The sequence below is a fragment of the Tabrizicola thermarum genome, assembly GCF_003574395.1.
In the GTDB taxonomy this organism is placed as follows: Bacteria; Pseudomonadota; Alphaproteobacteria; order Rhodobacterales; family Rhodobacteraceae; genus Tabrizicola; species Tabrizicola thermarum.
Map to the genome: position 1 here is coordinate 123048 of NZ_KZ984538.1, position 23703 is coordinate 146750.

Here is a 23703-nt window from a genome sequence, read left to right on the forward strand (position 1 = left end):
AAGGAATGTCCGCTGCTGCCTCCGAGACCAGGGCCCGACCGCTGTACACGCCCAGCCAGCGCGCACGTCGGGATGCGACCATCTGGACCACCGTCCAGGGCGTCCTTGCGCCTTTGCAGTTTCTGGTCTTCGCCGTCTCGCTGGGGCTTGTCCTGCGCTATCTCGCCACCGGCGAAGGCTACACCGCCGCGACCGTCTCGATCCTTCTGAAGACCGCGCTGCTCTACACGATCATGGTCACCGGCGCGATCTGGGAAAAGGTCGTCTTCGGCCAGTATCTCTTTGCCCCGGCCTTCTTCTGGGAGGACGTGGTCAGCTTCGGCGTCATCGCGCTGCACACGCTGTATCTCTATGGCCTGCTTACACAATCCCTCACGCCGTTGCAGCTGATGGGGATCACGCTTGCCGCTTATGCGGCCTATTTCATCAACGCGACCCAGTTCCTGCTGAAGCTCCGCCGCGCCCGTCTCGACAGCACACCGGAGGGCCACCCGGCATGAGCCTCGACACCCCCCCGACCGGCTGCCTGCACACCCCCGTCCTGCGGGAACGCGGCCAGCGCGAGGTGTTCTGCGGCCTGACCGGGATCATCTGGCTGCACCGCAAGATGCAGGACGCCTTCTTCCTCGTCGTCGGCTCGCGCACCTGCGCCCACCTTCTGCAATCCGCCGCCGGGGTGATGATCTTCGCCGAGCCGCGATTCGGCACTGCGATCCTGGAAGAGAAGGACCTCGCCGGTCTGGCCGACGCGCATCAGGAACTGGAACGCGAGGTCGAACGACTGCTGTCGCGCCGCCCCGACATCCGCCAGCTCTTCCTTGTCGGCTCCTGCCCGTCCGAGGTCATCAAGCTCGACCTGTCGCGCACCGCCGAACGGCTGAACGCCCGCCACGGGCCCTCGGTCCGGGTCTACAACTATTCCGGGTCAGGCATCGAGACGACCTTCACGCAAGGCGAGGACGCCTGCCTTGCCGCCATGGTCCCCGGCCTTGCAGAGACGCAGGACGAAAACCTCCTCGTCGTCGGCGCGCTGCCGGATGTGGTCGAGGATCAGTGCCTGTCGCTCCTCACCCGGATGGGCATCAGGAACGTCGCCTTCCTGCCCTCGCGCCGCGCCAGTGACGCCCCGAAGGTCGGCGAGAACACCCGTTTCATCCTGACCCAGCCCTTCCTGGCCGACACCGCCCACGCCCTGGAACGCCGCGGCGCACAGCGGATCGTGGCGCCCTTCCCCTTCGGCGAGGAAGGCACGACCGACTGGCTCCGCGCCGTCGCCAAGGCGCAGGGCGTGATGCTGGAAACCTTCGACGCCGTCACCGCCGCCCCCCGCGCCCGGGCCCGCAAGGCCGTCGCCGCCCATGCGGAAACCCTGCGCGGCAAGACCCTCTTCATGTTCCCCGACAGCCAGCTGGAGATCCCGCTCGCGCGCTTCCTTGCCCGCGAATGCGGGATGCTCCCGGTCGAAGTCGGCACCCCCTACCTCCACCGCGGCCTGATGGAACCCGAACTCGCGCTCCTGCCGCAGACCGTCCTCTCCGAAGGCCAGGACGTCGACCTCCAGCTTGACCGCCACGCCGCCCTGAAGCCCGACCTCACCGTCTGCGGCCTTGGCCTGGCGAACCCCTTGGAGGCCGCCGGTCACGCCACCAAATGGGCGATCGAACTCGTCTTCACCCCGGTCCACTTCTACGAACAGGCCGGCGACCTCGCCGGCCTCTTCTCCCGCCCCCTGCGCCGCCGCGCGCTCTTGCAGAGGGCCGCCCGATGAAACTCACCCTCTGGACCTACGAAGGCCCCCCGCATGTCGGCGCGATGCGCGTCGCCACCGGAATGAAGGGCGTCCACTACGTCCTGCACGCGCCCCAGGGCGACACCTACGCCGACCTCCTGTTCACGATGATCGAACGGCGCAACCACCGCCCGCCGGTCACCTTCACCACCTTCCAGGCCTCCGATCTCGGCGCCGACACCGCCACCCTCTTCAAGCGCGCCGCGCAAGGCGCCTATGACCGCTTCCAGCCGCAGGCGATGATCGTCGGTGCCTCCTGCACGGCCGAGCTGATCCAGGACGACCCCGGCGGCCTCGCCTCGACCCTCGGCCTGCCCTGCCCGGTCGTGCCGCTCGACCTGCCCAGCTACTCCCGCAAGGAAAACTTCGGCGCGGACGAGACCTTCCTCGCCCTGACCCGCGCGCTCGCCCAGCCCTGCGGCCGCACCGAAAACATCACCTGCAACATCCTCGGCGCCACCGCCCTTGGCTTCCGCCACCGCGACGACGTGGCCGAGATCACCAGTCTTCTCCGCCAGATGGGCATCGCCGTGAACGTCGCGGCTCCCCTCGACGCGACCCCGGCGGATCTCGCCCGGCTTCCGGCGGCGCATTTCAACGTGCTGCTCTATCCCGAAACCGGCGAATCCACCGCCCGCTGGCTGGAGAAGACCCACGGCCAGCCCTTCACGAAAACCATCCCCATCGGGGCCCATGCCACCCGGGACTTCATCGCCGAAGTCGCCGCCCTTGCCGGCGTCAGCGCCAAGGTTGACGAAACCAGCCTCCGCCAGCCCTGGTGGTCCGCTTCGGTCGACTCGACCTACCTCACCGGCAAACGCGTGTTCATCTTTGGCGACGCCACCCACGCCATGGCCGCCGCCCGCGTCGCCCGCGACGAGATCGGCTTCGACGTCGTGGGCCTCGGCTGCTACAACCGCGAATTCGCCCGCCCCATGCGCGCCGCCGCCAAGGAATACGGCGTCGAGGCCCTCATCTCCGACGACTACCTCGAGGTCGAGGCCGCCATCATCGCCGCCGCGCCCGAACTGATCCTCGGCACGCAGATGGAACGCCACATCGCCAAGCGCCTCGGCATCGCCTGCGCCGTCATCAGCGCCCCCGTCCACGTCCAGGACTTCCCCGCCCGCTACTCCCCCCAGATGGGGTTCGAAGGCGCCAACGTCCTTTTCGACACCTGGATACACCCGCTTGTGATGGGCCTCGAAGAACACCTCCTCACCATGTTCCGCGAGGATTTCGAGTTCCACGACGCCGCCGGCCCCAGCCACCACGGCGGCAAGGCCACGCCTGCGCCCGCCCCCATTCTGGAACCCACCGCCAACGCCGCGACCCAGATGATCGAGGCCGCACAGGCCCTGGCCGACGCCCTCCACTGGCTGCCGGACGCGGAACGCGAACTCAAGAAAATCCCCTTCTTCGTCCGCGCCAAGGCCCGCCGCAACACCGAGAAATACGCCGCCGAAAAGGGCGTGACCCAGATCACCATCGAGACCCTCTACGAGGCCAAGGCCCATTATGCGCGATGACCGCTACACAGCGCTGGAGCCGAAAACCACCGCCACGGCGGACCTCTACCGCTTTGTCATCGTCACCCTCGACGCCCATGCCGCAGGCCCCGCCCAGCGCGTCGCCGCTCGCCTGACCAAGGACTTCCCCGGCCTGACCATCTCGGTCCACGCCGCCGCCGAATGGGCGGAAAACCCCGCCGCCCTCGCCCGCGCCCGCGCCGACGTGGCAAAGGCCAACATCATCGTCGCCAACCTGATCTTCCTCGAGGAACACCTCAACCAGATCCTCCCCCAGATCCAGGCCCGCCGCCCGCATCTCGACGCCTGCGTCGGCATCATCTCCGACCCGCAGATCGTCAAGCTGACCAGGATGGGCGACCTCGACATGTCGCTACCCGCGTCCGGAGCCATGGCCTTCCTCAAGAAGCTGCGCGGCAACAAGTCCCCCTCCGGCTCTTCGGGCGAAAAGCAGATGGCGATGCTCCGCCGCCTGCCGAAGATCCTGCGCTTCATCCCCGGCAAGGCCCAGGACATGCGCGCCTGGTTCCTGTCGATGCAGTACTGGCTGGGCGGGTCGGACGACAACATCGAAAGCATGGTCCGCTTCCTCGTCAGCCGCTATGCCCCGAACCGCGACTGGAACAAGGTCAAGGCCGCGGCCCCCGTCGATTACCCCGATGTCGGCCTCTATCACCCCGACGTCCCGGCCCGCGTCTTCACCGACCCGGCCCTCCTGCCGCGCCCCGACGGCACCACCGCCACCGTCGGCCTTCTGATGCTGCGCTCCTACATCCTGGCCTCGGACACCGCGCATTACGACGCCGTGATCCGCGCCTTCGAGGCGCGAGGGATCGTCTGCGTCCCCGCCTTCGCCTCGGGCCTCGACGGCCGCCCCGCCATCGACGCCTTCATGACGAACGGCCGGATCGACGCCCTCGTCTCGCTCACCGGCTTCTCCCTGGTCGGCGGCCCCGCCTACAACGACAGCCCCGCCGCCGTGGCCACCCTTCAGGCGCTCGACGTTCCTTACGTCGCCGCCCACCCGCTGGAGTTCCAGACCCTCGGCCAATGGGCCGCCACCGACGGCGGCCTCGGCCCGGTGGAAACCACCATGCTGATCGCCCTGCCGGAAATCGACGGCGCGACCAACCCCACCGTCTTCGCCGGCCGCCACGACGCGAACGGCTGCCAGGGCTGCACGAAGAGCTGCCCCGCCCCCGCCGATGTCACCTGCCGCGTCATGGCCCCCTGCTCCGAACGGATCGAGGCGCTGGCCGAAAAGGTCTTCCGCCTCGCCACCCTCCGCCGGTCAGAGGTCGCCAGGCGCAAGGTCGCCATCGTCCTTTACGGCTTCCCGCCGAACGCGGGCGCGGTGGGCACCGCCGCCTACCTCGGCGTCTTCGAAAGCCTGTTCAACACGCTGCACGCGATGCGGGCCGAAGGTTACGACCTCACGCCCCCTGCCAGCGTCGAGGCCCTCCGCGACCTCGTCCTGCACGGCAATGCCGCCGCCTTCGGCCAGCCCGCCAACGTCGCCGCCCGCATCCCGGCGTCCGAGCTCGTCCGCCGCTCGCGCTGGCTCTCCGAGACCGAAAAGGTCTGGGGCCCCGCCCCCGGTCGCGCCCAATCCAACGGGGCCGACATCTTCATCCTCGGCCACCAGTTCGGCAATGTCTTCGTCGGCATCCAGCCCGTCTTCGGCTACGAAGGCGACCCGATGCGGCTCTTGTTCGAAAAGGGCTTCGCGCCCACCCACGCCTTCACCGCCTTCTACGACTGGATGAAAAGGGATTTCGGCGCCGATGTCCTCCTCCACTTCGGGATGCACGGCGCGCTGGAATTCATGCCCGGCAAACAGGCGGGCCTGTCCGGCCAATGCTGGCCCGACCGGCTGATCGGCAACCTGCCGAACGTCTATCTCTACGCCGCCAACAACCCGTCCGAGGCGACGCTGGCCAAGCGCCGGTCGAACGCCGTCACCGTCACCCACCTGACCCCGCCGCTTGCGCAATCCGGCCTCTACAAGGGCCTCGCGGACCTGAAGGACAGTCTCACCCGCTTCCGCGCCCTGTCGCCGGACGCGCCCGACCGCGACGACCTCGCCCTTCTCATCGCCGAACAGGCCCGCGCGGTGGACATGGACGCCTCCGACCTCGAAACCCTCTGGCTCAAACTGCTGGAGACCGAAGGCGCCCTCATCACCGACGGCCTCCACGTCCTCGGCAAACCCATGACCGAGGCCCAGCGCGCCGAATACCTGGCGCTCATGCCCGACGACCCGGAAGCCCGCGCCAAAGCCGCCGAACACCTGCAACAGGACAGCGAAATCCCCGCCCTCCTCCGCGCCCTCTCGGGCCGCTTCATCTCTCCCGTCCCGGGTGGAGACCTCATCCGCTCGCCGCAGATCCTGCCCACGGGCCGCAACATCCACGCCTTCGACCCGTTCCGCATGCCCACCGCCTTTGCCCTTGCCGACGGCAAGGCCCAGGCCGACCGGCTGCTGGCCGCCCACCCGACGCTCCCCCGCACCGTGGCCCTCGTCCTCTGGGGCTCGGACAACATCAAGTCCGACGGCGGTCCCATCGCCCAGGCCCTTGCGCTGATCGGCGCGAAACCCCGCTTTGACAGCTACGGCCGCCTTGCCGGGGCCGACCTCATCCCGCTCGAAGACCTCGGCCGCCCGAGGATCGACGTGGTGATGACCCTCTCCGGCATCTTCCGAGACCTTCTGCCCCTGCAAACCCGGATGCTCGCCGAAGCCGCCTTCAAGGCCGCCACCGCCGATGAGCCCGAACACCTCAACTTCATCCGCGCCCACGCCCTGCGTTACGCCGCCGAAATGGGCTGCGACATGGAAACCGCCGCCCTCCGCGTCTTTTCCAACGCCGAAGGCGCCTATGGCTCCAACGTCAACGTCCTCGTCGGCTCCTCCGCCTTCGGCGACGAAGACGACCTCGCCGACGCCTACCAGAACCGCAAGAGCTTCGCCTACGGCGTCACCGGCAAGGCCAGGGGCAACCCCGCACTGCTGCAAAAGGCGCTGAAGGACGTGGACCTCGCCTATCAGAACCTCGAATCCGTGGAACTCGGCGTCACCTCGGTCGATCACTACTTCGACACGCTGGGCGGCATCGCCCGCGCCGTGAAACGCGCGCGCGGCGGACAGGACACGCCCGTCTACATCGGCGACCAGACGCGCGGCGGCGGCGTGGTCCGCACGCTTTCGGACCAGATCGCGCTGGAAACCCGCGCCCGCTCGCTGAACCCCAAGTTCTTCGAGGGCCTCCTGCGGCACGGGGCCGAAGGCGTCCGCCAGATCGAGGCGCAGATTTCCAACACCTTCGGCTGGTCCGCCACCACCGGCACCGTGGAACCCTGGGTCTACCAGCGCCTGACCGAGACCTTCGTCACGGATGAGGCCATGCGCCGCCGCCTCGCTGCCCTCAACCCCGAAGCCTCCTCCCGCATGGCCCAGCGCCTGCTGGAAGCCTCGGACCGCGCCTACTGGACCCCCGATCCCGCCACGCTCGCCGCCCTGCAACAGGCGGCAGACGAGCTTGAGGATCGTCTCGAAGGGATCGCAGCCGAATGACACAGCCGCGCGCATTGCCCGAAGCCAACTCCGCCCCGGACCTGATCCGGGTGCCCGCCCCGGACTTGATCCGGGTGCCCGCCCCGGACTTGATCCGGGGCCTCCCGCATCACCCCGAGGCCCCGGATCAGGTCCGGGGCGGGGTCTCACACAGGAAAGGGGCCACCGCATGAGCCCGCGCGACGAAATCCCGAACCTCCGCGGCCTTGATGGCGAAGGCTCCGTCCAGGTCCAGCTTGACCCCACCGTCCGCATAGAGGGCGCGAAGGTCTTTTCCGTCTACGGCAAGGGCGGGATCGGCAAGTCCACCACCTCGTCGAACCTCTCCGCCGCCTTCTCGGTCATGGGCAAGCGGGTGCTGCAAATCGGCTGCGACCCGAAACATGACTCGACGTTCACATTGACCGGCCGGTTGCAGCCCACCGTCATCGACATCCTGAAGGAAGTGGATTTCCACGCCGAAGAGCTTCGCCCCGAGGACTACATCGCCGAAGGCTGGAACGGCGTGAAATGCGTCGAGGCGGGCGGGCCACCGGCCGGCACCGGCTGCGGCGGCTATGTGGTGGGCCAGACCGTGAAACTCCTGAAACAGCACCACCTGCTGGAAGACACCGACGTGGTGATCTTCGACGTCCTCGGCGACGTCGTGTGTGGCGGCTTCGCGGCCCCCCTGCAACACGCAGACCGCGCGGTGATCGTGACCGCCAACGACTTCGATTCCATCTACGCGATGAACCGCATCATCGCCGCCGTCCAGGCCAAGTCCGGCAACTACAAGGTCCGCCTCGCGGGCTGCGTCGCCAACCGCTCGCGCGAGACGAACGAGGTTGACCGCTACTGCGATCGCGTCGGCTTCAACCGCCTCGCCCACATGCCCGACATCGACGCCATCCGCCGCTCGCGCCTGAAGAAGAAGACCCTCTTCGAGATGGACGACGAACAGGACATCGTCACCGCCCGCGCCGAATATCTGCGGCTGGCCGAAACGCTCTGGCGCTCGGTGGACGGCGCAGGCTCCTCGCCCGAACCCCTGCCCGACCGGGAAATCTTCGAACTGCTGGGATTTGACTGATGTCCGATTACAGCCTCACCCGCGACCGGGTCGAAACCTATTTCGACCGCACCGCGACCCGGACATGGGAGCGGCTGACCAGCCATGAGAAGGTGAGCCGCATCCGCGAAACCGTCCGCAAGGGCCGCGACCGGATGCGCGCGCTGATGCTGTCGCGCCTGCCGCAGGACCTGCGCGGCGCGCGGGTGCTGGATGCGGGCTGCGGCACCGGAGCGATGGCCGCGGAACTCGCACAGCGCGGGGCACGGGTCACCGCCGTGGACATCTCGCCCCAACTCATCGACATCGCCCACCGCCGCCTGCACCCGGCCCTGCACGACCAGGTGGACTTCCAGACCGGAGACATGTCCGACCCTGCCCTCGGTCGCTTCGACTTCGCCCTGGCGATGGACAGCCTGATCTACTACCGCGACACCGACATCGGCCGCGTCATCGGCAACCTGTCCGATCGCACCGCGCAATCCATCGTCTTCACCGTCGCCCCGCGCACGCCCCTGCTGATGGCGATGTGGCACGCGGGCAAGCTGTTCCCGCGCGCCGACCGCTCGCCCACCATGATCCCGCACGACGCCGCGCGGCTGGCCCGCCATTGCCCGGGCCAGCTCACCAGGATCGGCCGCATCACCTCGGGCTTCTACATCTCCGAAGCATTGGAGCATCGCACATGATCCTGCGCCGCAAGGACATCGCGAAACTCGGGGCGCGCTGGATGCCCTTCGCCGACGCTGCCTCGGAAGACCTGCCGCTGCGCCAGCTCTGGCGGCTCGCCCTCTTCCAGGTCTCGGTCGGCATGGCACAGGTCCTGCTTCTGGGCACGCTGAACCGCGTGATGATCGTCGAGCTTTCCGTCCCCGCGATGGTCGTGGCCCTGATGATCTCGATCCCCGTCCTCGTCGCCCCGTTCCGCGCCCTTCTCGGCCACCGCTCCGACACCTACCGCAGCGCGCTGGGCTGGAAGCGGATTCCCTATCTCTGGTTCGGCTCGCTCTGGCAGATGGGCGGCCTTGCCGTCATGCCCTTCGCGCTGATCGTCCTGTCGGGCGACCAGTTCAAGGGCCCCGCCTGGGCCGGCGAAGCCCTTGCCGCCGTCGCCTTCCTCATGGCCGGCCTCGGCATGCACATGGTCCAGACCGCAGGCCTTGCCCTTGCCGCCGACCGCGCGACCCAGGAAACCCGACCCCGCGTCGTGGCCATGCTCTATATCCTCTACCTCTGCGGCATGGGGCTGTCGGCCCTGCTCGTCGGCTTTCTTCTGCGCCATTACGACCCGATCTGGCTGGTCCAGGTCGTCCAGGGCTGCGGCGCGGCCACCCTGATCCTGAACATCATCGCCTTCTGGAAGCAGGAACGCGTGAAGCCCATGTCGAAAGCCGAACGCGAGGCGCCCCGTCCGTCCTTCGCCGCCGCCTGGAAGGACCTCATGCAACAGGACGGCGCGCGCCGCCTGCTGGTCGTCGTGTTCCTCGGCACGCTGGCCTTCAACATGCAGGACGTGCTCTTGGAACCCTACGGCGGTCAGGTCCTCGGCCTGTCGGTCGGGGCGACCACGGTGCTGACCGCGCTCTGGGCGCTTGGCGCGCTGACCGGCTTCCTCTGGGCCACCCGCCGCCTGAGCCACGGCGCCGACCCGTTCCGCCAGGCCGCCACCGGCCTGCTGACCGGCATCGCCGCCTTCAGCCTCGTGATCTTCGCCAGCCCGCTCGACAGCTGGCCCCTGTTCTACGCCGGGGCCTTCGCCATCGGCCTCGGCAACGGCGTCTTCGGCCTCTCCACCCTCAACGCCGCCATGGCCCGCACCCAAGGAGCCCTTGGCGCGGGCCTGATCCTCGGTGCCTGGGGCTCGGCCCAGGCCACCGCCGCAGGCCTTGCCATCCTGACCGGAGGCACCCTGCGCGACCTCGTCGCCCATCTTGTCGATGCCGGGCTCTTCGGCCCGCTGCACGACATCAGCCTCGGCTATACCGTGGTCTATCACCTTGAAATCGCCCTGCTCTTCGTCACCCTCGCCGCTCTGGGCCCGCTGGTCCGCATCGGCATCCCCACCCCGAAACCGGACCAAGGCCAGCCCGGCTTGCGGCTGACCGAATTCCCAACCTGACAACGGAGGACCCCCTGATGGTTGGTGTCACTTTCTTCGGAAACTTCGACCTTGCGTCGCTGGCGATCTGGCTCTTCTGGGGCTTCTTCGCGCTCTTGATCTACTATCTCCAGACCGAGAACATGCGCGAAGGCTTCCCCTTCGAAAACGAGGACGGCTCCCCCGCCTCGAACCAGTCGATCTACCCGCTGCCGAAACCCAAGACCTTCCTGCTGCCGATGGGCCGTGGCACCGTCACCGTCCCGTCTGCGGAAAACGAGGCTGCGCATCGCCGCACCGACCTCGCCCTGATCCCCTCGGGGTCCGAGGGCTTCCCCCTGATCCCCACCGGAAACCCGATGCTGGACGGCGTGGGCCCCGCGTCCTGGGTGCCGCGCAAGGACGAGCCCGAGCTTGACGCCCACGGCCCTGCCAAGATCCAGCCCATGTCGCAGGTTGCGGGCATGGCCGTCAGCGCCGGACGCGATCCGCGCGGGCTGCCCGTGCAGGCCGGGGACCTCGAAGTCGTCGGCCGCGTCAAGGAGCTTTGGGTGGACGTGCCCGAACAGCTGGTCCGTTACCTTGAAATCGACCTGAACTCCGGGTCCTCGCGGCTTGTCCCGATGACCATGTGCAAGATCTGGGCCGACCGGGTGCGGATCAATGCGCTCACCTCCGACCTCTTCGAGGCGATCCCCGCCACGAAGAACCTGACCAGCGTCACCAAGCTCGAGGAAGAGAAGATCTCGGCCTACGTCGCCTCGGGCTGGATGTATGCGAAAGGCCGCAAGCGCGGCTTCTGAACCCAAGGGAAGCGGCGCGCGCCCGCGCCGCTTCGTCTTACCCCGCATACGAAAGTGTCTGCCATGTCAGACCATGACCACGACTTCGACTTCGAAAGCCAACCCGGCCTTCCCAAACCCCTGCCGCCCGGGGAAGACCTCCTCTGGCAAGGCTCCCCCGATCCCGCCGCCCTCGCGCGTGAAGCGTTCAAGGCGAACTGGGTCTTCGGCTATCTCCTGATCCTCGCCGTCTGGCGGGCGAGCATGGCCTTCCAGGACGGCGGCTTCGGCCACTCGGTCGCGGTGTTCCTGCCCTATCTCGTGCTGGCGCTGGCCGCTTACGCGGTGATCCGTCTCATGGCGCGCGCCGTGGCCAAGGCCGCGATCTACTCGATCACCACCCACCGGGTGATCCTGCGCATCGGGGCGGCGCTTCAGGTCACCTGGACCATTCCCTTCACCAAGATCGCCGCCGCCTCGCTTGCGACCCGCCCGATCACCGGCACCGGCACCATCGCGCTGGAACTGGTCCCCGGCCAGCACATCTCGTTCCTCGCGCTCTGGCCGCACCTGCGCCCCGGCTTCGGCCACGGGGTCCAGCCCGCCTTCCGCTGCATCCCCGATGCCGCGCAAGCCGCCCGGATCCTGTCGGACGCCGCCCAGACCCGCGTGAACGAGCCCGTCGTAACCTTCACGGCCCCGGCGGCCGTCGCGGCGGAGTAGCACCATGTCCTACATGAAAGCCCTCGCCGACCGTCCAAGCCGCGAACGCGAGATGATCCCGCGCACGCTCCTCTGGGCCATGCTCGGCCTTGCCGTCTCGGCGCTCGTCATCACCACCTTCGCCGTCCTGACCGACCGTCCCCATGTGGGCCAACCCGCCCCCGGCAAGGTGGTCGCCGAACGCGAGCTGATCCTGCAAGGCAAGTCCGCGCAGGCCGTCACCGTCTATGCGGCCGACGGCACCCTGATCGCCGACATGGACCACGGCGGCTTTGTCACCGTGATCCAGAACGCCATCCAGCGCGCCCGCACCGTCGCGCGCGTCCAGGGCAACCCGCCGATCCGTATCGTCAGGTATGACAACGGCCGCCTCGTGGCCGAAGACCCCGCCTCGGGGGCGTCGATCGAACTCTACGCCTTCGGAGGTGACAACAAGGCCGCCGTAGAGCGGCTTCTCGATCAACCATAAGGGAACGAAATCATGGGTATCTTCACCAAAACGAAAGAGATCGTGCCCTGCACGGTCGAAGTCAGCCACCGCTTCGAAAGCCTGCACGCCCACGTCCGCTTCAACAACGGCGCCGTGGTCTATCCGGGCGACGAGGTGCTGGTCCACGGCGCCCCCGTCCTTGCCGCCTATGGCGAGGTCATCGTCGAGGACCGCACCGCCACCATCACCCGCGCCACGCCCCTCGAACGGCTCTGGACCCGGCTGACCGGCGATTTCGGTTTCATGGAACTCTGCGAATTCTCGTTTTCCGAGGAGCTTCTGCAATGAAAGACTCCACCACAACCCATGGGGAACTCCACTCCGAACTGGCCGAGGCCTTCGACACCACCGCGATGGCCACAGAGACGACGCTCCTCAACCCGCGCTTCTACACCACCGACTTCGACGAGATGGACCGCATCGACGTCACCCCCGTCCGCCGCGAATGGGACGCGCTCTTGGCGCAGATGAAGTCCGACCCGAACAAGGGTCATTTCAAGAAGACCGCCGACTGGGATCATGTGGACTGGGACGGCATGGACCCCGCCCTGCGTGCCGAATTCATCGACTTCCTCGTCTCCTCCTGCACCGCCGAGTTTTCCGGCTGCGTCCTCTACAAGGAAATGAAACGTCGCGGCACCAACCCCGACATCTGCGAGCTCTTCTCCTACATGTCGCGGGACGAGGCGCGGCACGCCGGCTTCATCAACGACGCGCTCCGCGAGGCGGGGGTCGCCGTGAACCTCGGCTTCCTGACCAAGGCCAAGAAATACACCTACTTCCGGCCGAAGTTCATCTACTACGCCACCTACCTGTCGGAAAAGATCGGCTACGCCCGCTACATCACCATCTACCGGCACCTCGAGGCGCACCCCGAACACCGCTTCCACCCGATCTTCAAGTGGTTCAAGGAATGGTGCAACGACGAGTTCTCCCACGGCGAGGCCTTCGCGCTTCTGATGCGCACCGACCCGAAACTGACCCAAAGCTGGAACAACAGGCTCTGGATCAAGTTCTTCCTCGTCGCCGTCTATTCCACCATGTGGGTCCGCGACCACGCGCGGAAGGACTTCCACAAGGCGCTGGGGGTGGACATCGACTGGTATGACCAGGAGGTGTTCCGCAAGACCTCGACCATCGCGAAACAGGTCTTCCCGATGGAGATCGACATAGACCACCCGGCCTGGATTCCGGCGCTGCGCGCCATGAACGCCGCGATGATCGACATGGAAAAGGCCAAGCGTCAGGGGGGCCTGATGGGCCGCCTCAAGCACGCCACGGCCTCGGCCCGCGCGCTGACGGCCTTCGCGCGGCTCTACCTGATCCCGGTCAAACCCAGCACCCCGCCCCTCTCGGTGCGGCTGGAGCCGTCGTATTGACCGCACATGATCATACCGCCGCTTCGGCGGCAGGTAGGATGCGGGATGGGCGCGTCCCGGCATCCTGTGCGGCATCCCTTCGGGGGTGCCGCACATGACAAATCCCTGGATCATCGCCTTCTCGGCCATCTTCCTCTGGTGGGCCTCGACCGGGCTGATCCTCTGGCGCGTAAGGAAGGCCGACCTCGGCGGGCCGGATGACCATCTCTGGTCCGTCATCCTTGGCCTGCCTCTCCTTGTCGGTGGCGTCGCCGGGGCCCATGCCTCGGCGGGCCAGCTGACGGTCGGTTCGGTCTACGCCGGCTTCCTTTCGGCGCTGGCCTTCTGGGGCTGGATCGAACTGGCGTTCCTGTCCGGCATCGTCACCGGCCCCGACCGCAAGCCCTGCCCGCCGAATGCGCCGTTCCCCGAACGCATCTGGCGCGCGGTAGGCTCGATCCTCTGGCACGAATTCGCGCTGATCGCGGGCCTTCTGGCGCTGACGCACCTCACGCTCAACGCACCGAACCCCTTCTCGGCGCTGACCTTCGCCACGCTGTTCTTCGCCCGCGTCTCGGCCAAGCTGAACCTCTTCCTCGGCGCGCCCCGCATCAATACCGAGTTTCTCCCGAAGCCCCTCGCCCATATCGCCAGCCACTTCCGCAAGGCGCCGATGACCGCGCTCCTTCCCCTTTCCATCGCTGCCCTTGCGCTGGCCACCGGCTGGTGGGCCGCCGAGGCCGCAAACGCCACCGACGACGCAAGTTTCATCGGCTACCTCCTCCTTTCCGTCCTCACCGCCCTTGCCCTGATCGAACACCTGTTCATGGTGGTCCCGATCCCCGACCAGAAACTCTGGCGCTGGATGCTTCCCGAAGCCCCCACCGTCCCGACGAAACAAGACACCTGACAGGAAGCAGACATGGACTTCGCCACCTATTTTCAGGACCGCCTCGCCGCCCTCAAGTCCGAAGGCAACTACCGCGTCTTCGCCGATCTTGAGAAACGCTGCGGCAGCTTCCCCAAGGCAGAACGCCACCGGGCGGACGGGACGAAGGAAGAGGTGACGATCTGGTGCTCGAACGACTACCTCGGCATGGGCCAGCACCCGGACGTGGTGGCCGCGATGGTGGACGCCGTGCAGACCTGCGGCACCGGCGCGGGCGGCACGCGCAACATCTCGGGCACCAACCACCACCATGTCCTCCTGGAACGCGAACTTGCCGACCTGCACGGCAAGGACGCCGCTTTGCTGTTCACCTCCGGCTACGTCTCGAACTGGGCCGCGCTTTCGACCCTCGGCGCGCAGATCCCGAACGCGGTGATCCTGTCGGACGAAAAGAACCACGCCAGCATGATCGAGGGCATCCGTCACTCCCGCGCCGACAAGGTGCTGTGGAAACACAACGACTGGCGCGACCTTGACCGCAAGCTGCACGCTGTCGGCGACCGCCCGAAGATCGTGGCCTTCGAGTCCGTCTACTCGATGGACGGCGACATCGCCCCCATCCGCGAGATCGTCGAGGTCTGCGAGGCCCACGGCGCGCTGTCCTACATCGACGAGGTCCACGCCGTCGGCATGTATGGCCCCCGCGGCGGTGGCGTGTCGGAAGAACGCGGCCTCGCGCACCGGATCGACGTGATCGAGGGCACGCTGGGCAAGGCCTTCGGCGTCGTCGGCGGCTACATCACCGCCCGCGCCGAACTCATCGACTTCGTGCGCAGCTTCGCCTCGGGCTTCATCTTCACCACCGCGCTCCCCCCCGCCTGCGCGGCCGCCGCAGCGGCCTCGATCCGCCATCTCAAGACCTCCGGCGAAGAACGCGCCCGCCAGAAGGCCAACGTCGCCCAGGTCCGCGCGATGCTCGACGCCAAGGGCATCCCGCACATGGCGAACGAAAGCCACATCATCCCGGTGATGATCGGCGATCCGGTCAAATGCCGGATGATCTCGGACATGCTGATGGCCGACTGGGGCATCTACGTCCAGCCGATCAACTATCCCACCGTGCCGAAGGGCACCGAACGGCTGCGCATCACCCCCGGCCCGCTGCACTCGGCCGAGGACATCGCCCATCTCATCACCGCGCTGTCGTCGCTGTTCAGCCGCTGCGCCATCGCCCATGCGGTGGCCTGAGGCCAGATCGCGCCGAAGTGTTCACATTCCCCTTGCCAACTGCCATTCGCGGTCCATTTGATGGTGCCGCCAACACCCGGAGGAAGCCCATGAAACTGCCACTGACCGCCGTGCTCGCCCTGGTCGCTGCCCCTGCCTTCGCGCAGGACGCCCCGACCGGAGACGCAGCCGCCGGCGAAAAGGTCTTCAACAAATGCCAGACCTGCCACGTCATCGCCAACGAAGCAGGCGAGGTCCTCGCCGGCAAGGGATCCAAGACCGGCCCGAACCTCTACGGCCTGCCCGGCCGCATCGCCGGGACCTACCCCGACTTCAAATACGGTGAGTCGCTGGTGAAGCTCGGCGAGATGGGCTTTGCCTGGAACGAGGAAGACTTCGTGAAATACGTCGCCGACCCGACCAAGTTCCTGCAGGAAAAGGAAGGCGACAAGAAGGCGCGCGGCAAGATGATGTTCAAGCTGCCGAAGGAAGAGGAAGCCCGCAACGTCTGGGCCTACATCGCCTCGCTCTCGCCCGCTCCGGCGCCCGCCGACGCCGCAGCGGCGCCCGCCTCCAACTAAGACATCCATGGCCCGCCGTTCCCCGGACGGCGGGCCACCTTCCTGTCGATGCCCTACCAGTGGCCCGTCGAGGCCATGCTGGCCCAGGGCTCTGCCGGCGCTTTCGCCGCCCCTCTCTGCAACAACTCGATCGAGATATTGTCCGGGCTGCGCACAAAGGCCATCCGCCCGTCGCGCGGCGGCCGGTTGATCAGCACGCCGTGCTTCTGCAAATGCTCGCACAGCGCATAGATGTCGTCCACCTCATAGGCCAGATGCCCGAAGTGCCGGCTGTCCGACGGCAGCCCCGGATCGCCGTCCCAGTTGTAGGTCAGCTCGATCGGGCAGTCCTCCTGCCCCGGAGGCGCCATGAACACCAGCGTGAACCGCCCCTGCTCGCTTTCATGCCGCCGCGTCTCCTTCAGGCCCAGAAGCCTGTAGAACGCCATCGACTTCTCCAGATCCTTCACGCGGACCATCGTGTGCAGATACCTGATCGTCATGCCTCACCTCCATCCATTCATCTAGCGGTATCACACCGATCAACCGCAAGCTATAGTCAGCTCCGACTCGTCCTGCCGGAGCCCGCCATGCCCCTGACCCCCGACCAGCTCGCCGAAATCGAGGCGCAGCGCGCCACACCGCGCCAAACCCTCCGCGCCGTCAGCGAGGGCATGGAGGCCCACCTCTACCGCGCCCATCCCGTCCTCGACCACGGCTTCATCCGCGTCATCGACTACATGGGCGACGATGCCGCCATCGTCCAGGCCGCCCGCGTCTCATACGGGGCGGGCACGAAACACGTCCAGAACGACGAGGGGCTGATCCGCTACCTCATGCGCCACTGGCACTCCACGCCCTTCGAGATGTGCGAGATCAAGCTCCACGTCAAACTGCCGGTCTTCGTCGCCCGCCAGTGGATCCGCCACCGCACCGCCAACGTCAACGAATACTCCGCCCGCTACTCTATCCTCGACCGGGAGTTCTACATCCCCGCCCCCGAACAGCTCGCTGCGCAGAGCACCGTGAACAACCAGGGCCGGGGCGAGGTCCTGCAGGGAGAGGAAGCCGCCCGCGTCCTCGACATCCTCAAATCCGACGCCAACCGCGCCTATGACCATTACGAGGCGATGCTAAGCCAGGACGGCCAGCAGGGCCTGGCGAGAGAGCTTGCCCGCATGAACCTGCCCGCCAACATCTACACGCAATGGTACTGGAAGGTGGACCTGCACAACCTCTTCCACTTCCTCCGCCTGCGCGCCGACCCCCACGCCCAATACGAAATCCGCGTCTACGCCGAGGCGATTGCGGCTTGTGTGAAGGACTGGGTCCCCCTGGCCTATGCGGCCTTCGAGGACTACCGGATGGGCGGGGTCACACTCTCCTCCAAGGCGATTTCCGTCTTGAAACGCCGCCTAGCGGGTGAAACAGTGACGCAAGAAGCATCCGGCATGAGCAAGGGCGAGTGGCGGGAGTTTGTGGAGGTTTGGGGGTAGTGCTTTCAATCGACTCTACCTCAAGGGTCCTCGTTCAACCAAAACAGAGTATATGGAACCAGTATGGGAAAATGGGAGTCTGTACTTCTTAAGCTATGTGGTTTCAGCCTGATAGGCTTGGCCGTGTACTTTCTGTTTATTGGTAATGTGCCCGGAGCGACCCTATGTGCCACTGTCGGCCTACTTCTCACTTTCCTCGCGCGATTTTCCCAGTTCAAGCGGTTCAAAGGGTGGGGTTTTGAAGCCGAGATGTGGGAAGAAAAGCAGCAGGAAGCCGAAAAGCTGGTGGAATCCCTAAAGGGTATCGCAGCTTTAACTGCAAGAGAAGTCATGCTTCAGTCTATTAAGAGTGGCCGCTGGGGTTCTGGTAAGCGTTGGGAGGATCATTGGAAGCTTTTCGAAGAAGTGAAGGCTGCACAAGCTGGTTTGCTTGATGAAGATGGCCAAAGGAAAGTAAGACGGTCAATTGACCGATGGTTTCTTCACGACATGGCTATCACTGAGTTCGGAAAGCTGAAAGAGATCGTCACGAAAGAAGTTGAGCAAGCTAGGCAAGAAATTAGAGTGAAGTTTGGAAATCCAGTCTCGGATCCGATGGCCTTTGAGGCAGAGATGCAGCTACTTTCGACGTTGGACAAGTCTATTGGATTGTTCGAACTCGCTGGCACGGAACCTTTAATTGAGTCCATAGAGAAGTGGTGGGAAAGCGCTCGCAAGACGCTGGCTAATTTTGGAATTGACGTGGCAATGCCCAGTGAAGTTAGATCTAGGCTTGATACTTACAAGGCGCTGGAAAGCTTGCCGGAAATGCCAGTTACTAAAGAGCTTATAGCTGCGGGAGTGTCTGGAACTCTGTGTATCTGATCCGATCCATGCGGTTTTCAGATACAGTCAGGCGTCGAAGCGCCCGGCAAACATNCTTGTTAACGGTTTGCCCTCACGCGGCGGCGGCGGGGGTGGTGAGGTCGGAGAGGACCTCGGCGGCGATCTGGAGGGAGCGGAGGCGCGCGCCGTGATCGTGCATCATGCCGGTGATGATGATCTCGTCGGGCTGGTGGCGGGCGATCAGCGCGGTGAGTTCGCGGCGGACCGTCGCGGGGGAGCCTACGGCGGAGCAGGAAAGCGCGTAGCGGGCCTGTTCAAGGATCGGCGCGGGGATTTCGCCAAGGTCGCGGGTCGGGCGCGGGAGCGGGCCGGGGCGGCCCGTGCGCAGGCGCGCGAAGGCGAGGAGTTGGGAGGACCGGAGGTAGATGGCTTCCTCGTCCGTGGCGGCGGCGGAGACGCCGACGGCGATCATCACGTGGGGTTTCGCCAGGCGGTCCGACGGGCGGAAGCTGCGGCGGTAGATGTCGAGCGCTTCCTCCAGATGGGTCGGGGCGAAGTGGGAGGCGAAGGCGTAGGGGAGGCCGAAATAGGCTGCCAGTTGCGCGCCGAAGGTGCTGGAGCCGAGGATCCAGACGGGGACATGCGTGCCGGTGCCGGGGATGGCCTGCACGGGGCCGGGGGTGTCGCCGAGGTAGGCGATGAGTTCCTGCACGTCGCTTGGGAAGGTGTCTTCGGGTGCCATGTGGCGGCGCAGCGCGCGGGCGGTGGCCATGTCGGTGCCGGGGGCGCGGCCGAGGCCGAGGTCGATGCGGTTCGGGTAGAGGGTGGCGAGGGTGCCGAATTGCTCGGCCACGGTGAGGGGGGAATGGTTCGGCAGCATGATGCCGCCTGCCCCGATGCGCATGGTTTTCGTGTGCCCGGCGACGTGGCCGATCAGGACGGCGGTCGCCGCAGAGGCGATGCCGGGCATGTTGTGATGCTCGGCCAGCCAGTAGCGGTGGAAACCGGCTTTTTCGGCGGCTTTTGCCAGGTCGACGGTGGCTTGGAGGGCTTCGGCGGGGGTGTGGCCTTCGGGGATCGGGGCCAGGTCGAGGTAGGAGTAGTGCTGCATGGGGGGCCTCCGGTTGGTGCAGAGGTAGGCATTGAGGGCGGCGGGGGGAAGGGGTTTCGTTGGACGCCCGCCCCCCCACCCCATCCCTCCCCCACGGAGGGGGGGAGGGAGGCGCTTTGCGGTCTGGCGTTGTGTGGGGTGGTTGGGGTTTTCGGGACGCCCGGCATTGCGATGGGACGGTGGCGGCAGCGTAGGGTGCGCTAGAGCGCACCTTCGGACGGTGCGCTGTAGCGCACCCTACGATGGGGGCGGGTCCGGTGCCTTTGTTTGAAGCGGTGCGCCCGGTGGGACGGGCGGACCGGGGGTTTCACACCCCCGGACCCCCGTGGGATGGGAGTGTCTGGAACTCTGTGTATCTGATCCGATCCATGCGGTTTTCAGATACAGTCAGGCGTCGAAGCGCCCGGCAAACATGATGGCCAGCTGATTGCGGGCGTCAACCCATTCCCGGACGGCGCGGCCGCCCTTCTCGAAGTTGCGGATCGCCAGATAGATCAGCTTGGTCGCGGCCTCCTCTGTCGGGAAGGAGCCCTTGGTCTTCAGGGTTTTGCGCAGCACCCGGTTGAGCGATTCCACCGCGTTCGTGGTGTAGATGATCTTCCGGATCGCCGGGCTGAAGGCATAGAACGGGGTCACCTCGTCCCAGGCCCGGCGCCAGGCCGGGGCGATCGATGGGTATTTCCCGGCCCACTTCTCCTCGAAGGCATCGAGCTGGCGGGCGGCCTCCTCGGCGGTCGGCGCCTCGTAGATCGGGCGCAGATCGGCCGCCACCGCCTTGCGGTCCTTCCAGCTGCAGAAGTTCATGGAATGCCGGATCAGGTGAACGATGCAGGTCTGGACCATGGTCTCGGGGAAGGCCGCGGTGATCGCCTCGGGAAAGCCTTTCAGCCCGTCCACGACGGCGATCAGGATGTCCTGGACCCCGCGGTTGCGCAGCTCGGTCATCACTGACAGCCAGAACTTGGCACCCTCGTTGTCGGCGATCCAGAGGCCGAGGACCTCGCGCTCTCCGTCCCGGGTGATGCCGAGGGCGATGTAGACCGCCTTGTTCTTGACGGTCCGGCTGTCAGCGTCCCGTATCTTCACCCGCAGCGCGTCGAAGATCACGATGGGATACATCCGGTCCAGCGCCCGGTGCTGCCATTCCCTGACCTCGTCCAGCACGGCGTCGGTGACGCGGCTGATCAGGTCGGGCGACACCCGCAGCCCGTAGAGCTCCTCCAGATGGGCCCGGATGTCGCGCACCGACAGGCCTGCGGCGTAGAGCCCGATGATCTTGTCATCCACCCCGTCGATCCGGGTCTGGCCCTTCCTCACCAGCTCGGGCTCGAAGCTGCCCGCCCGGTCGCGCGGCACCGCAAGCGGCAGCTCGCCATCCGAGCTCTTCAGCCGTTTCGTCGACGTCCCGTTGCGCCGGTTGGCCTGGTCGGCCGGCGGCTCGGCCCCCACCTCATAGCCCAGATGTGCCGTCAGCTCGGCCCCGAGCATGCGCTCCATCAGCCGGACCTTCAGCTCCTTCATCAGCCCGGCATCGCCAAGCAGATCCTCAGGCCGCTTGCAGCCCTTCAGAAGCTCGTCCAGCAGCTCGTTCGAAATCGTCATCGTCCATGTCCCTCTCAGGAAGCATGGACCGAATTACCCATACACAAAAGCTCGGACACTCTCCGTGGGATATTTGGGGACAGATGAAAGGGCTTGGCCGAGCCTTCAAATTGCTAAAACTAAGTGTCCTGTAACTCCGGCATTCCCTCCGGATATCGCCAGTCGACTACCAGTTTTCTCAGCGCGATGACGTTGTGGAGCAGCCGATCTGCGATTTGTATAGTATCATCAACCTGTTGTTTTGTAATGGATTGCTTCACCTCGAATAGCTCACGCTCTTTGCCCTTCCCGCGCGCGAAGTAATGCGCCGCACCTAGGATTCCGCTCTCATGATCCTCGAAGTAGAATGCACCGTGCGCAGCTAGGTTTCTCGTCTCCAGCCCGCTCTCTACTTCCGCTGCTAAAATTAGAATGCGTTCGGCAATGGTCCTTGGACAGTTCTTCGCACTGTTCCTGAATCGAGAAAGTAGCTCCTGAGTCGATGCTGTCCCTGAGCTTGGTGTAGGTTCTGGCTGAGGTGGTCACCGGCGATGTTCCGGTAGGGTCTGGTTGCTGACACCANATAGCTGCCGCAGATCGCTAGCGCTCGTAGGTCGGGGCGTGCCCCGACTCCCGGTAGCAACCCACACCCCGCCCTACCACACCGCCCCACCCGCATCGCCCTCCTGCCCGCGCAAGCTTGCGCGGGCGTTCGAACCTGAAAACGGTCCACTGGACCGTTTTCACCCCGCAAGTGCGGGGTCGGTTCTCACCCATGACGAATACGGTCCCTCCCGCGGATGTCGGCGGCCTCGTAGGGTGCGCATTCATGGCGCACCGTTCCCCCGCGCAACGTCCAACCAACCGCGCCAATCCCAAACCCCACCCGGTGCGCCAATCATGGTGCGCCATGAATGCGCACCCTACGTTTCACGCATCGGTGCGCCATGAATGCGCACCCTACCGGTCGCGGTGGTAACTCGAATATGGCCAATCCTCGGGCCGCTCGACATACCCGTGCTTCACCGGGTTGATCCAACAATAATGGACGTGGTTCGCCCAATCCGCGTCGTCGCGGATGTGCCGCTCCCAGAACCGGCGCTGCCACAACCCGTGCTCGCGCCGCTCGCTGTGGCTGCGGCGCCGGGGTGTGAGCGGCATCGCGCGGGAAAACCGCGCCTTGATGACGCTCCACCGCGTGGAGAAATCGTAGTCCCCCTCCGGCAAGGTCCACACCGCATGCATGTGGTCCGGCAACACCACCCACGCATCGATCCGGAACGGGCGTTCGGCCTTGGTCGCCCGCACAACCTCACGCAACACATCCACATGCTCGACCAACGTCCGCGCGCTGCGGTCGGCCAAATTGACGGTGAAGAATACCGACGCGCCGGGCACCTTGGGGCGGATGTAATTGGACATGCGGCGATCTTAGCCGGGCTTGGTTAATCGGGGGTTACCGGGCATGGTGGGCGGTGCAACGGTGCGCCATGAATGCGCACCCTACCCCTCGCGCCGCGTCGCCCTACCTCCCCCCAAAGGAGACCCCCATGCCCCTCACCCTCTACGCCGCCACCGCCGCCGTCTTCCTGATCCTCGACGCGATCATGCTGACGCTGGTGATGAAGCCCCTCTTCACCCGCCACATCGGCCCGCTGATGGCGGAACCCATCCGCCTCGCCCCCGCCGCGGTTTTCTACCTCGCCTATGTCGCGGGCCTTGTGTACCTCGTCTCCCTCCCCGCGATCCGCAGCGGCGCCCCCATCCTGATCCCGGCCTTCCTCATCGGCCTCATGGCCTATGGCACCTACGAGTTCACCTCGTACAGCATCATGAAGGACTGGCACTGGACGATGGTGGTGACCGACACGCTCTGGGGCGGGACGCTCACCGCCATCTCCGCCTGGGCCGGGGTCACCATCACCCGGATGATCCACGGCTGAATCCTTTGCGGCCCCCACACGGACATGCTAACAACCGGTAAACGCCCACACTCAACCCCTTGAATTCATTCACCCCCAAAACCGCGCCGCGCGCGGCGCAGCAAGGACCCGCCCTCATGATCCTGTATGGAATCCCCACCTGCGACACCTGCAAGAAGGCCCTGAAGGCCCTCCAGCAGGCCGGAAAAGACGTCACCTTCCGCGACATCCGGGCCACCCCGCTGACGCAAGGAGAGGTCGACCGGATCGTCCAGGAATTCGGCGACCGCGCGGTGAACCGGCAGTCCACCACCTACCGCAGCTTCAACGATTTCCTGAAGGCGTCGGACCCCGAGGCGCAGATCATGGCGCAGCCGACCGTGATGAAACGGCCAGTGATCCAGGACGGGGATCGCTGGTTCCTGGGCTGGGACAGCGCGACCGAAGCCGCGCTGACCGGTTAAAGCAGACGCAGGTCGCCCGCCGACTGCTTGCCGTCGCGGCCCGACTGCAGCTCGTAGCCGATCTTCTGGTTGTCGCTCAGGCCCTTCAACCCGGCCCGCTCCACCGCCGAGATGTGGACGAACACGTCCTTGCCGCCGTCATCCGGCGCGATGAACCCGTAGCCCTTGGTAGAATTGAACCACTTCACGGTGCCCGTCGGCATGCCGCTTCTCCTCTCAGAACCCCCCGCGGCG

At 66.1% G+C, this 23703-nt stretch carries 24 protein-coding genes; 19 read left to right on the plus strand and 5 right to left on the minus strand.

Translation table 11 applies throughout. The annotated features are described in order from the left end of the window. The first annotated feature begins 5 nt into the window (after positions 1 to 5). From bchF to D5084_RS03530, 15 genes are all read left to right on the plus strand, one after another. Positions 6 to 500: a 2-vinyl bacteriochlorophyllide hydratase gene (gene bchF / locus D5084_RS03460; protein WP_128514121.1), complete on the plus strand. Its 495-nt coding sequence runs from the start codon at positions 6 to 8 to the stop codon at positions 498 to 500. Next, positions 497 to 1768 carry a ferredoxin:protochlorophyllide reductase (ATP-dependent) subunit N gene (locus D5084_RS03465; RefSeq protein WP_128514122.1) on the plus strand — a complete coding sequence of 424 codons (1272 nt, stop codon included), beginning with the start codon at positions 497 to 499 and terminating at the stop codon, positions 1766 to 1768. Before bchF ends, D5084_RS03465 begins: the two co-directional genes overlap by 4 nt. Beyond that, positions 1765 to 3318, plus strand: a complete 1554-nt coding sequence (gene bchB, locus D5084_RS03470) for a ferredoxin:protochlorophyllide reductase (ATP-dependent) subunit B (RefSeq protein ID WP_128514123.1) — start codon at positions 1765 to 1767, stop codon at positions 3316 to 3318. Before D5084_RS03465 ends, bchB begins: the two co-directional genes overlap by 4 nt. Continuing rightward, a complete protein-coding gene (locus tag D5084_RS03475) occupies positions 3308 to 6892 on the plus strand; it encodes a magnesium chelatase subunit H (RefSeq protein ID WP_128514124.1) in 3585 nt (1194 codons plus the stop codon). The genes bchB and D5084_RS03475 overlap by 11 nt, the downstream gene beginning before the upstream one ends. 169 nt (positions 6893 to 7061) lie before the next feature. Beyond that, positions 7062 to 7964, plus strand: a complete 903-nt coding sequence (bchL, locus tag D5084_RS03480) for a ferredoxin:protochlorophyllide reductase (ATP-dependent) iron-sulfur ATP-binding protein (RefSeq protein ID WP_128514125.1) — start codon at positions 7062 to 7064, stop codon at positions 7962 to 7964. Then, positions 7964 to 8632 carry a magnesium protoporphyrin IX methyltransferase gene (gene bchM, locus D5084_RS03485; protein WP_128514126.1) on the plus strand — a complete coding sequence of 223 codons (669 nt, stop codon included), beginning with the start codon at positions 7964 to 7966 and terminating at the stop codon, positions 8630 to 8632. The genes bchL and bchM overlap by 1 nt, the downstream gene beginning before the upstream one ends. Next, positions 8629 to 10062, plus strand: coding sequence for a PucC family protein (locus D5084_RS03490; RefSeq protein WP_128514127.1), 1434 nt, complete (start codon positions 8629 to 8631; stop codon positions 10060 to 10062). Before bchM ends, D5084_RS03490 begins: the two co-directional genes overlap by 4 nt. A 17-nt stretch (positions 10063 to 10079) precedes the next feature. Next, positions 10080 to 10844, plus strand: a complete 765-nt coding sequence (gene puhA, locus D5084_RS03495; protein ID WP_128514128.1) for a photosynthetic reaction center subunit H — start codon at positions 10080 to 10082, stop codon at positions 10842 to 10844. Between the two features lie 63 nt (positions 10845 to 10907). Further along, a complete protein-coding gene (gene puhB / locus D5084_RS03500) occupies positions 10908 to 11546 on the plus strand; it encodes a photosynthetic complex putative assembly protein PuhB (protein WP_128514129.1) in 639 nt (212 codons plus the stop codon). Positions 11547 to 11550: 4 nt separating this feature from the next. Next, complete coding sequence (puhC, locus tag D5084_RS03505; protein WP_162302368.1) at positions 11551 to 12015, plus strand: photosynthetic complex assembly protein PuhC; 465 nt, start codon at positions 11551 to 11553, stop codon at positions 12013 to 12015. A 12-nt stretch (positions 12016 to 12027) separates the two neighbouring features. Continuing rightward, the gene (locus tag D5084_RS03510; RefSeq protein WP_128514130.1) at positions 12028 to 12324 is read left to right on the plus strand and encodes a hypothetical protein; all 297 of its coding nucleotides are present in this window, start codon (positions 12028 to 12030) and stop codon (positions 12322 to 12324) included. Beyond that, the gene (gene acsF, locus D5084_RS03515; RefSeq protein WP_128514131.1) at positions 12321 to 13415 is read left to right on the plus strand and encodes a magnesium-protoporphyrin IX monomethyl ester (oxidative) cyclase; all 1095 of its coding nucleotides are present in this window, start codon (positions 12321 to 12323) and stop codon (positions 13413 to 13415) included. The genes D5084_RS03510 and acsF overlap by 4 nt, the downstream gene beginning before the upstream one ends. Positions 13416 to 13509: 94 nt before the next feature. Continuing rightward, a complete protein-coding gene (puhE, locus tag D5084_RS03520) occupies positions 13510 to 14304 on the plus strand; it encodes a putative photosynthetic complex assembly protein PuhE (RefSeq protein ID WP_128514132.1) in 795 nt (264 codons plus the stop codon). A gap of 12 nt (positions 14305 to 14316) precedes the next feature. Beyond that, entirely contained in the window at positions 14317 to 15531 is a 1215-nt protein-coding gene (gene hemA, locus D5084_RS03525) for a 5-aminolevulinate synthase (RefSeq protein ID WP_128514133.1), read from the plus strand. An 89-nt stretch (positions 15532 to 15620) separates the two neighbouring features. Continuing rightward, positions 15621 to 16091, plus strand: coding sequence for a c-type cytochrome (locus D5084_RS03530; RefSeq protein WP_128514134.1), 471 nt, complete (start codon positions 15621 to 15623; stop codon positions 16089 to 16091). Positions 16092 to 16144: 53 nt separating this feature from the next. Here D5084_RS03530 and D5084_RS03535 read toward each other — a convergent pair whose 3' ends face one another. Then, positions 16145 to 16573, minus strand: coding sequence for a VOC family protein (locus D5084_RS03535; RefSeq protein WP_128514135.1), 429 nt, complete (start codon positions 16571 to 16573; stop codon positions 16145 to 16147). Between the two features lie 87 nt (positions 16574 to 16660). On the opposite strand from D5084_RS03535, the gene thyX reads away from it, so the two are divergent. Continuing rightward, positions 16661 to 17566, plus strand: a complete 906-nt coding sequence (thyX, locus tag D5084_RS03540) for an FAD-dependent thymidylate synthase (RefSeq protein ID WP_128514136.1) — start codon at positions 16661 to 16663, stop codon at positions 17564 to 17566. Between the two features lie 123 nt (positions 17567 to 17689). Continuing rightward, positions 17690 to 18430, plus strand: a complete 741-nt coding sequence (locus D5084_RS03545; RefSeq protein WP_155523093.1) for a hypothetical protein — start codon at positions 17690 to 17692, stop codon at positions 18428 to 18430. 73 nt (positions 18431 to 18503) lie between these two features. Here D5084_RS03545 and D5084_RS03550 read toward each other — a convergent pair whose 3' ends face one another. From D5084_RS03550 to D5084_RS03560, 3 genes are all read right to left on the minus strand, one after another. Then, positions 18504 to 19502 carry an LLM class flavin-dependent oxidoreductase gene (locus tag D5084_RS03550; protein WP_128514138.1) on the minus strand — a complete coding sequence of 333 codons (999 nt, stop codon included), beginning with the start codon at positions 19500 to 19502 and terminating at the stop codon, positions 18504 to 18506. Positions 19503 to 19889: 387 nt separating this feature from the next. Then, positions 19890 to 21104: an IS256 family transposase gene (locus D5084_RS03555; protein WP_128514139.1), complete on the minus strand. Its 1215-nt coding sequence runs from the start codon at positions 21102 to 21104 to the stop codon at positions 19890 to 19892. Between the two features lie 939 nt (positions 21105 to 22043). Then, positions 22044 to 22505, minus strand: a complete 462-nt coding sequence (locus tag D5084_RS03560) for an REP-associated tyrosine transposase (RefSeq protein ID WP_128514140.1) — start codon at positions 22503 to 22505, stop codon at positions 22044 to 22046. A 128-nt stretch (positions 22506 to 22633) separates the two neighbouring features. On the opposite strand from D5084_RS03560, the gene D5084_RS03565 reads away from it, so the two are divergent. Then, complete coding sequence (locus tag D5084_RS03565; RefSeq protein WP_128514141.1) at positions 22634 to 23026, plus strand: DUF2177 family protein; 393 nt, start codon at positions 22634 to 22636, stop codon at positions 23024 to 23026. Positions 23027 to 23142: 116 nt separating this feature from the next. Continuing rightward, positions 23143 to 23469, plus strand: coding sequence for an arsenate reductase family protein (locus D5084_RS03570; protein ID WP_128514142.1), 327 nt, complete (start codon positions 23143 to 23145; stop codon positions 23467 to 23469). Here the strand turns inward: D5084_RS03570 and D5084_RS03575 are convergent. Further along, a complete protein-coding gene (locus D5084_RS03575; RefSeq protein WP_128514143.1) occupies positions 23466 to 23672 on the minus strand; it encodes a cold-shock protein in 207 nt (68 codons plus the stop codon). The genes D5084_RS03570 and D5084_RS03575 overlap by 4 nt on opposite strands. Positions 23673 to 23703: the final 31 nt, after the last annotated feature.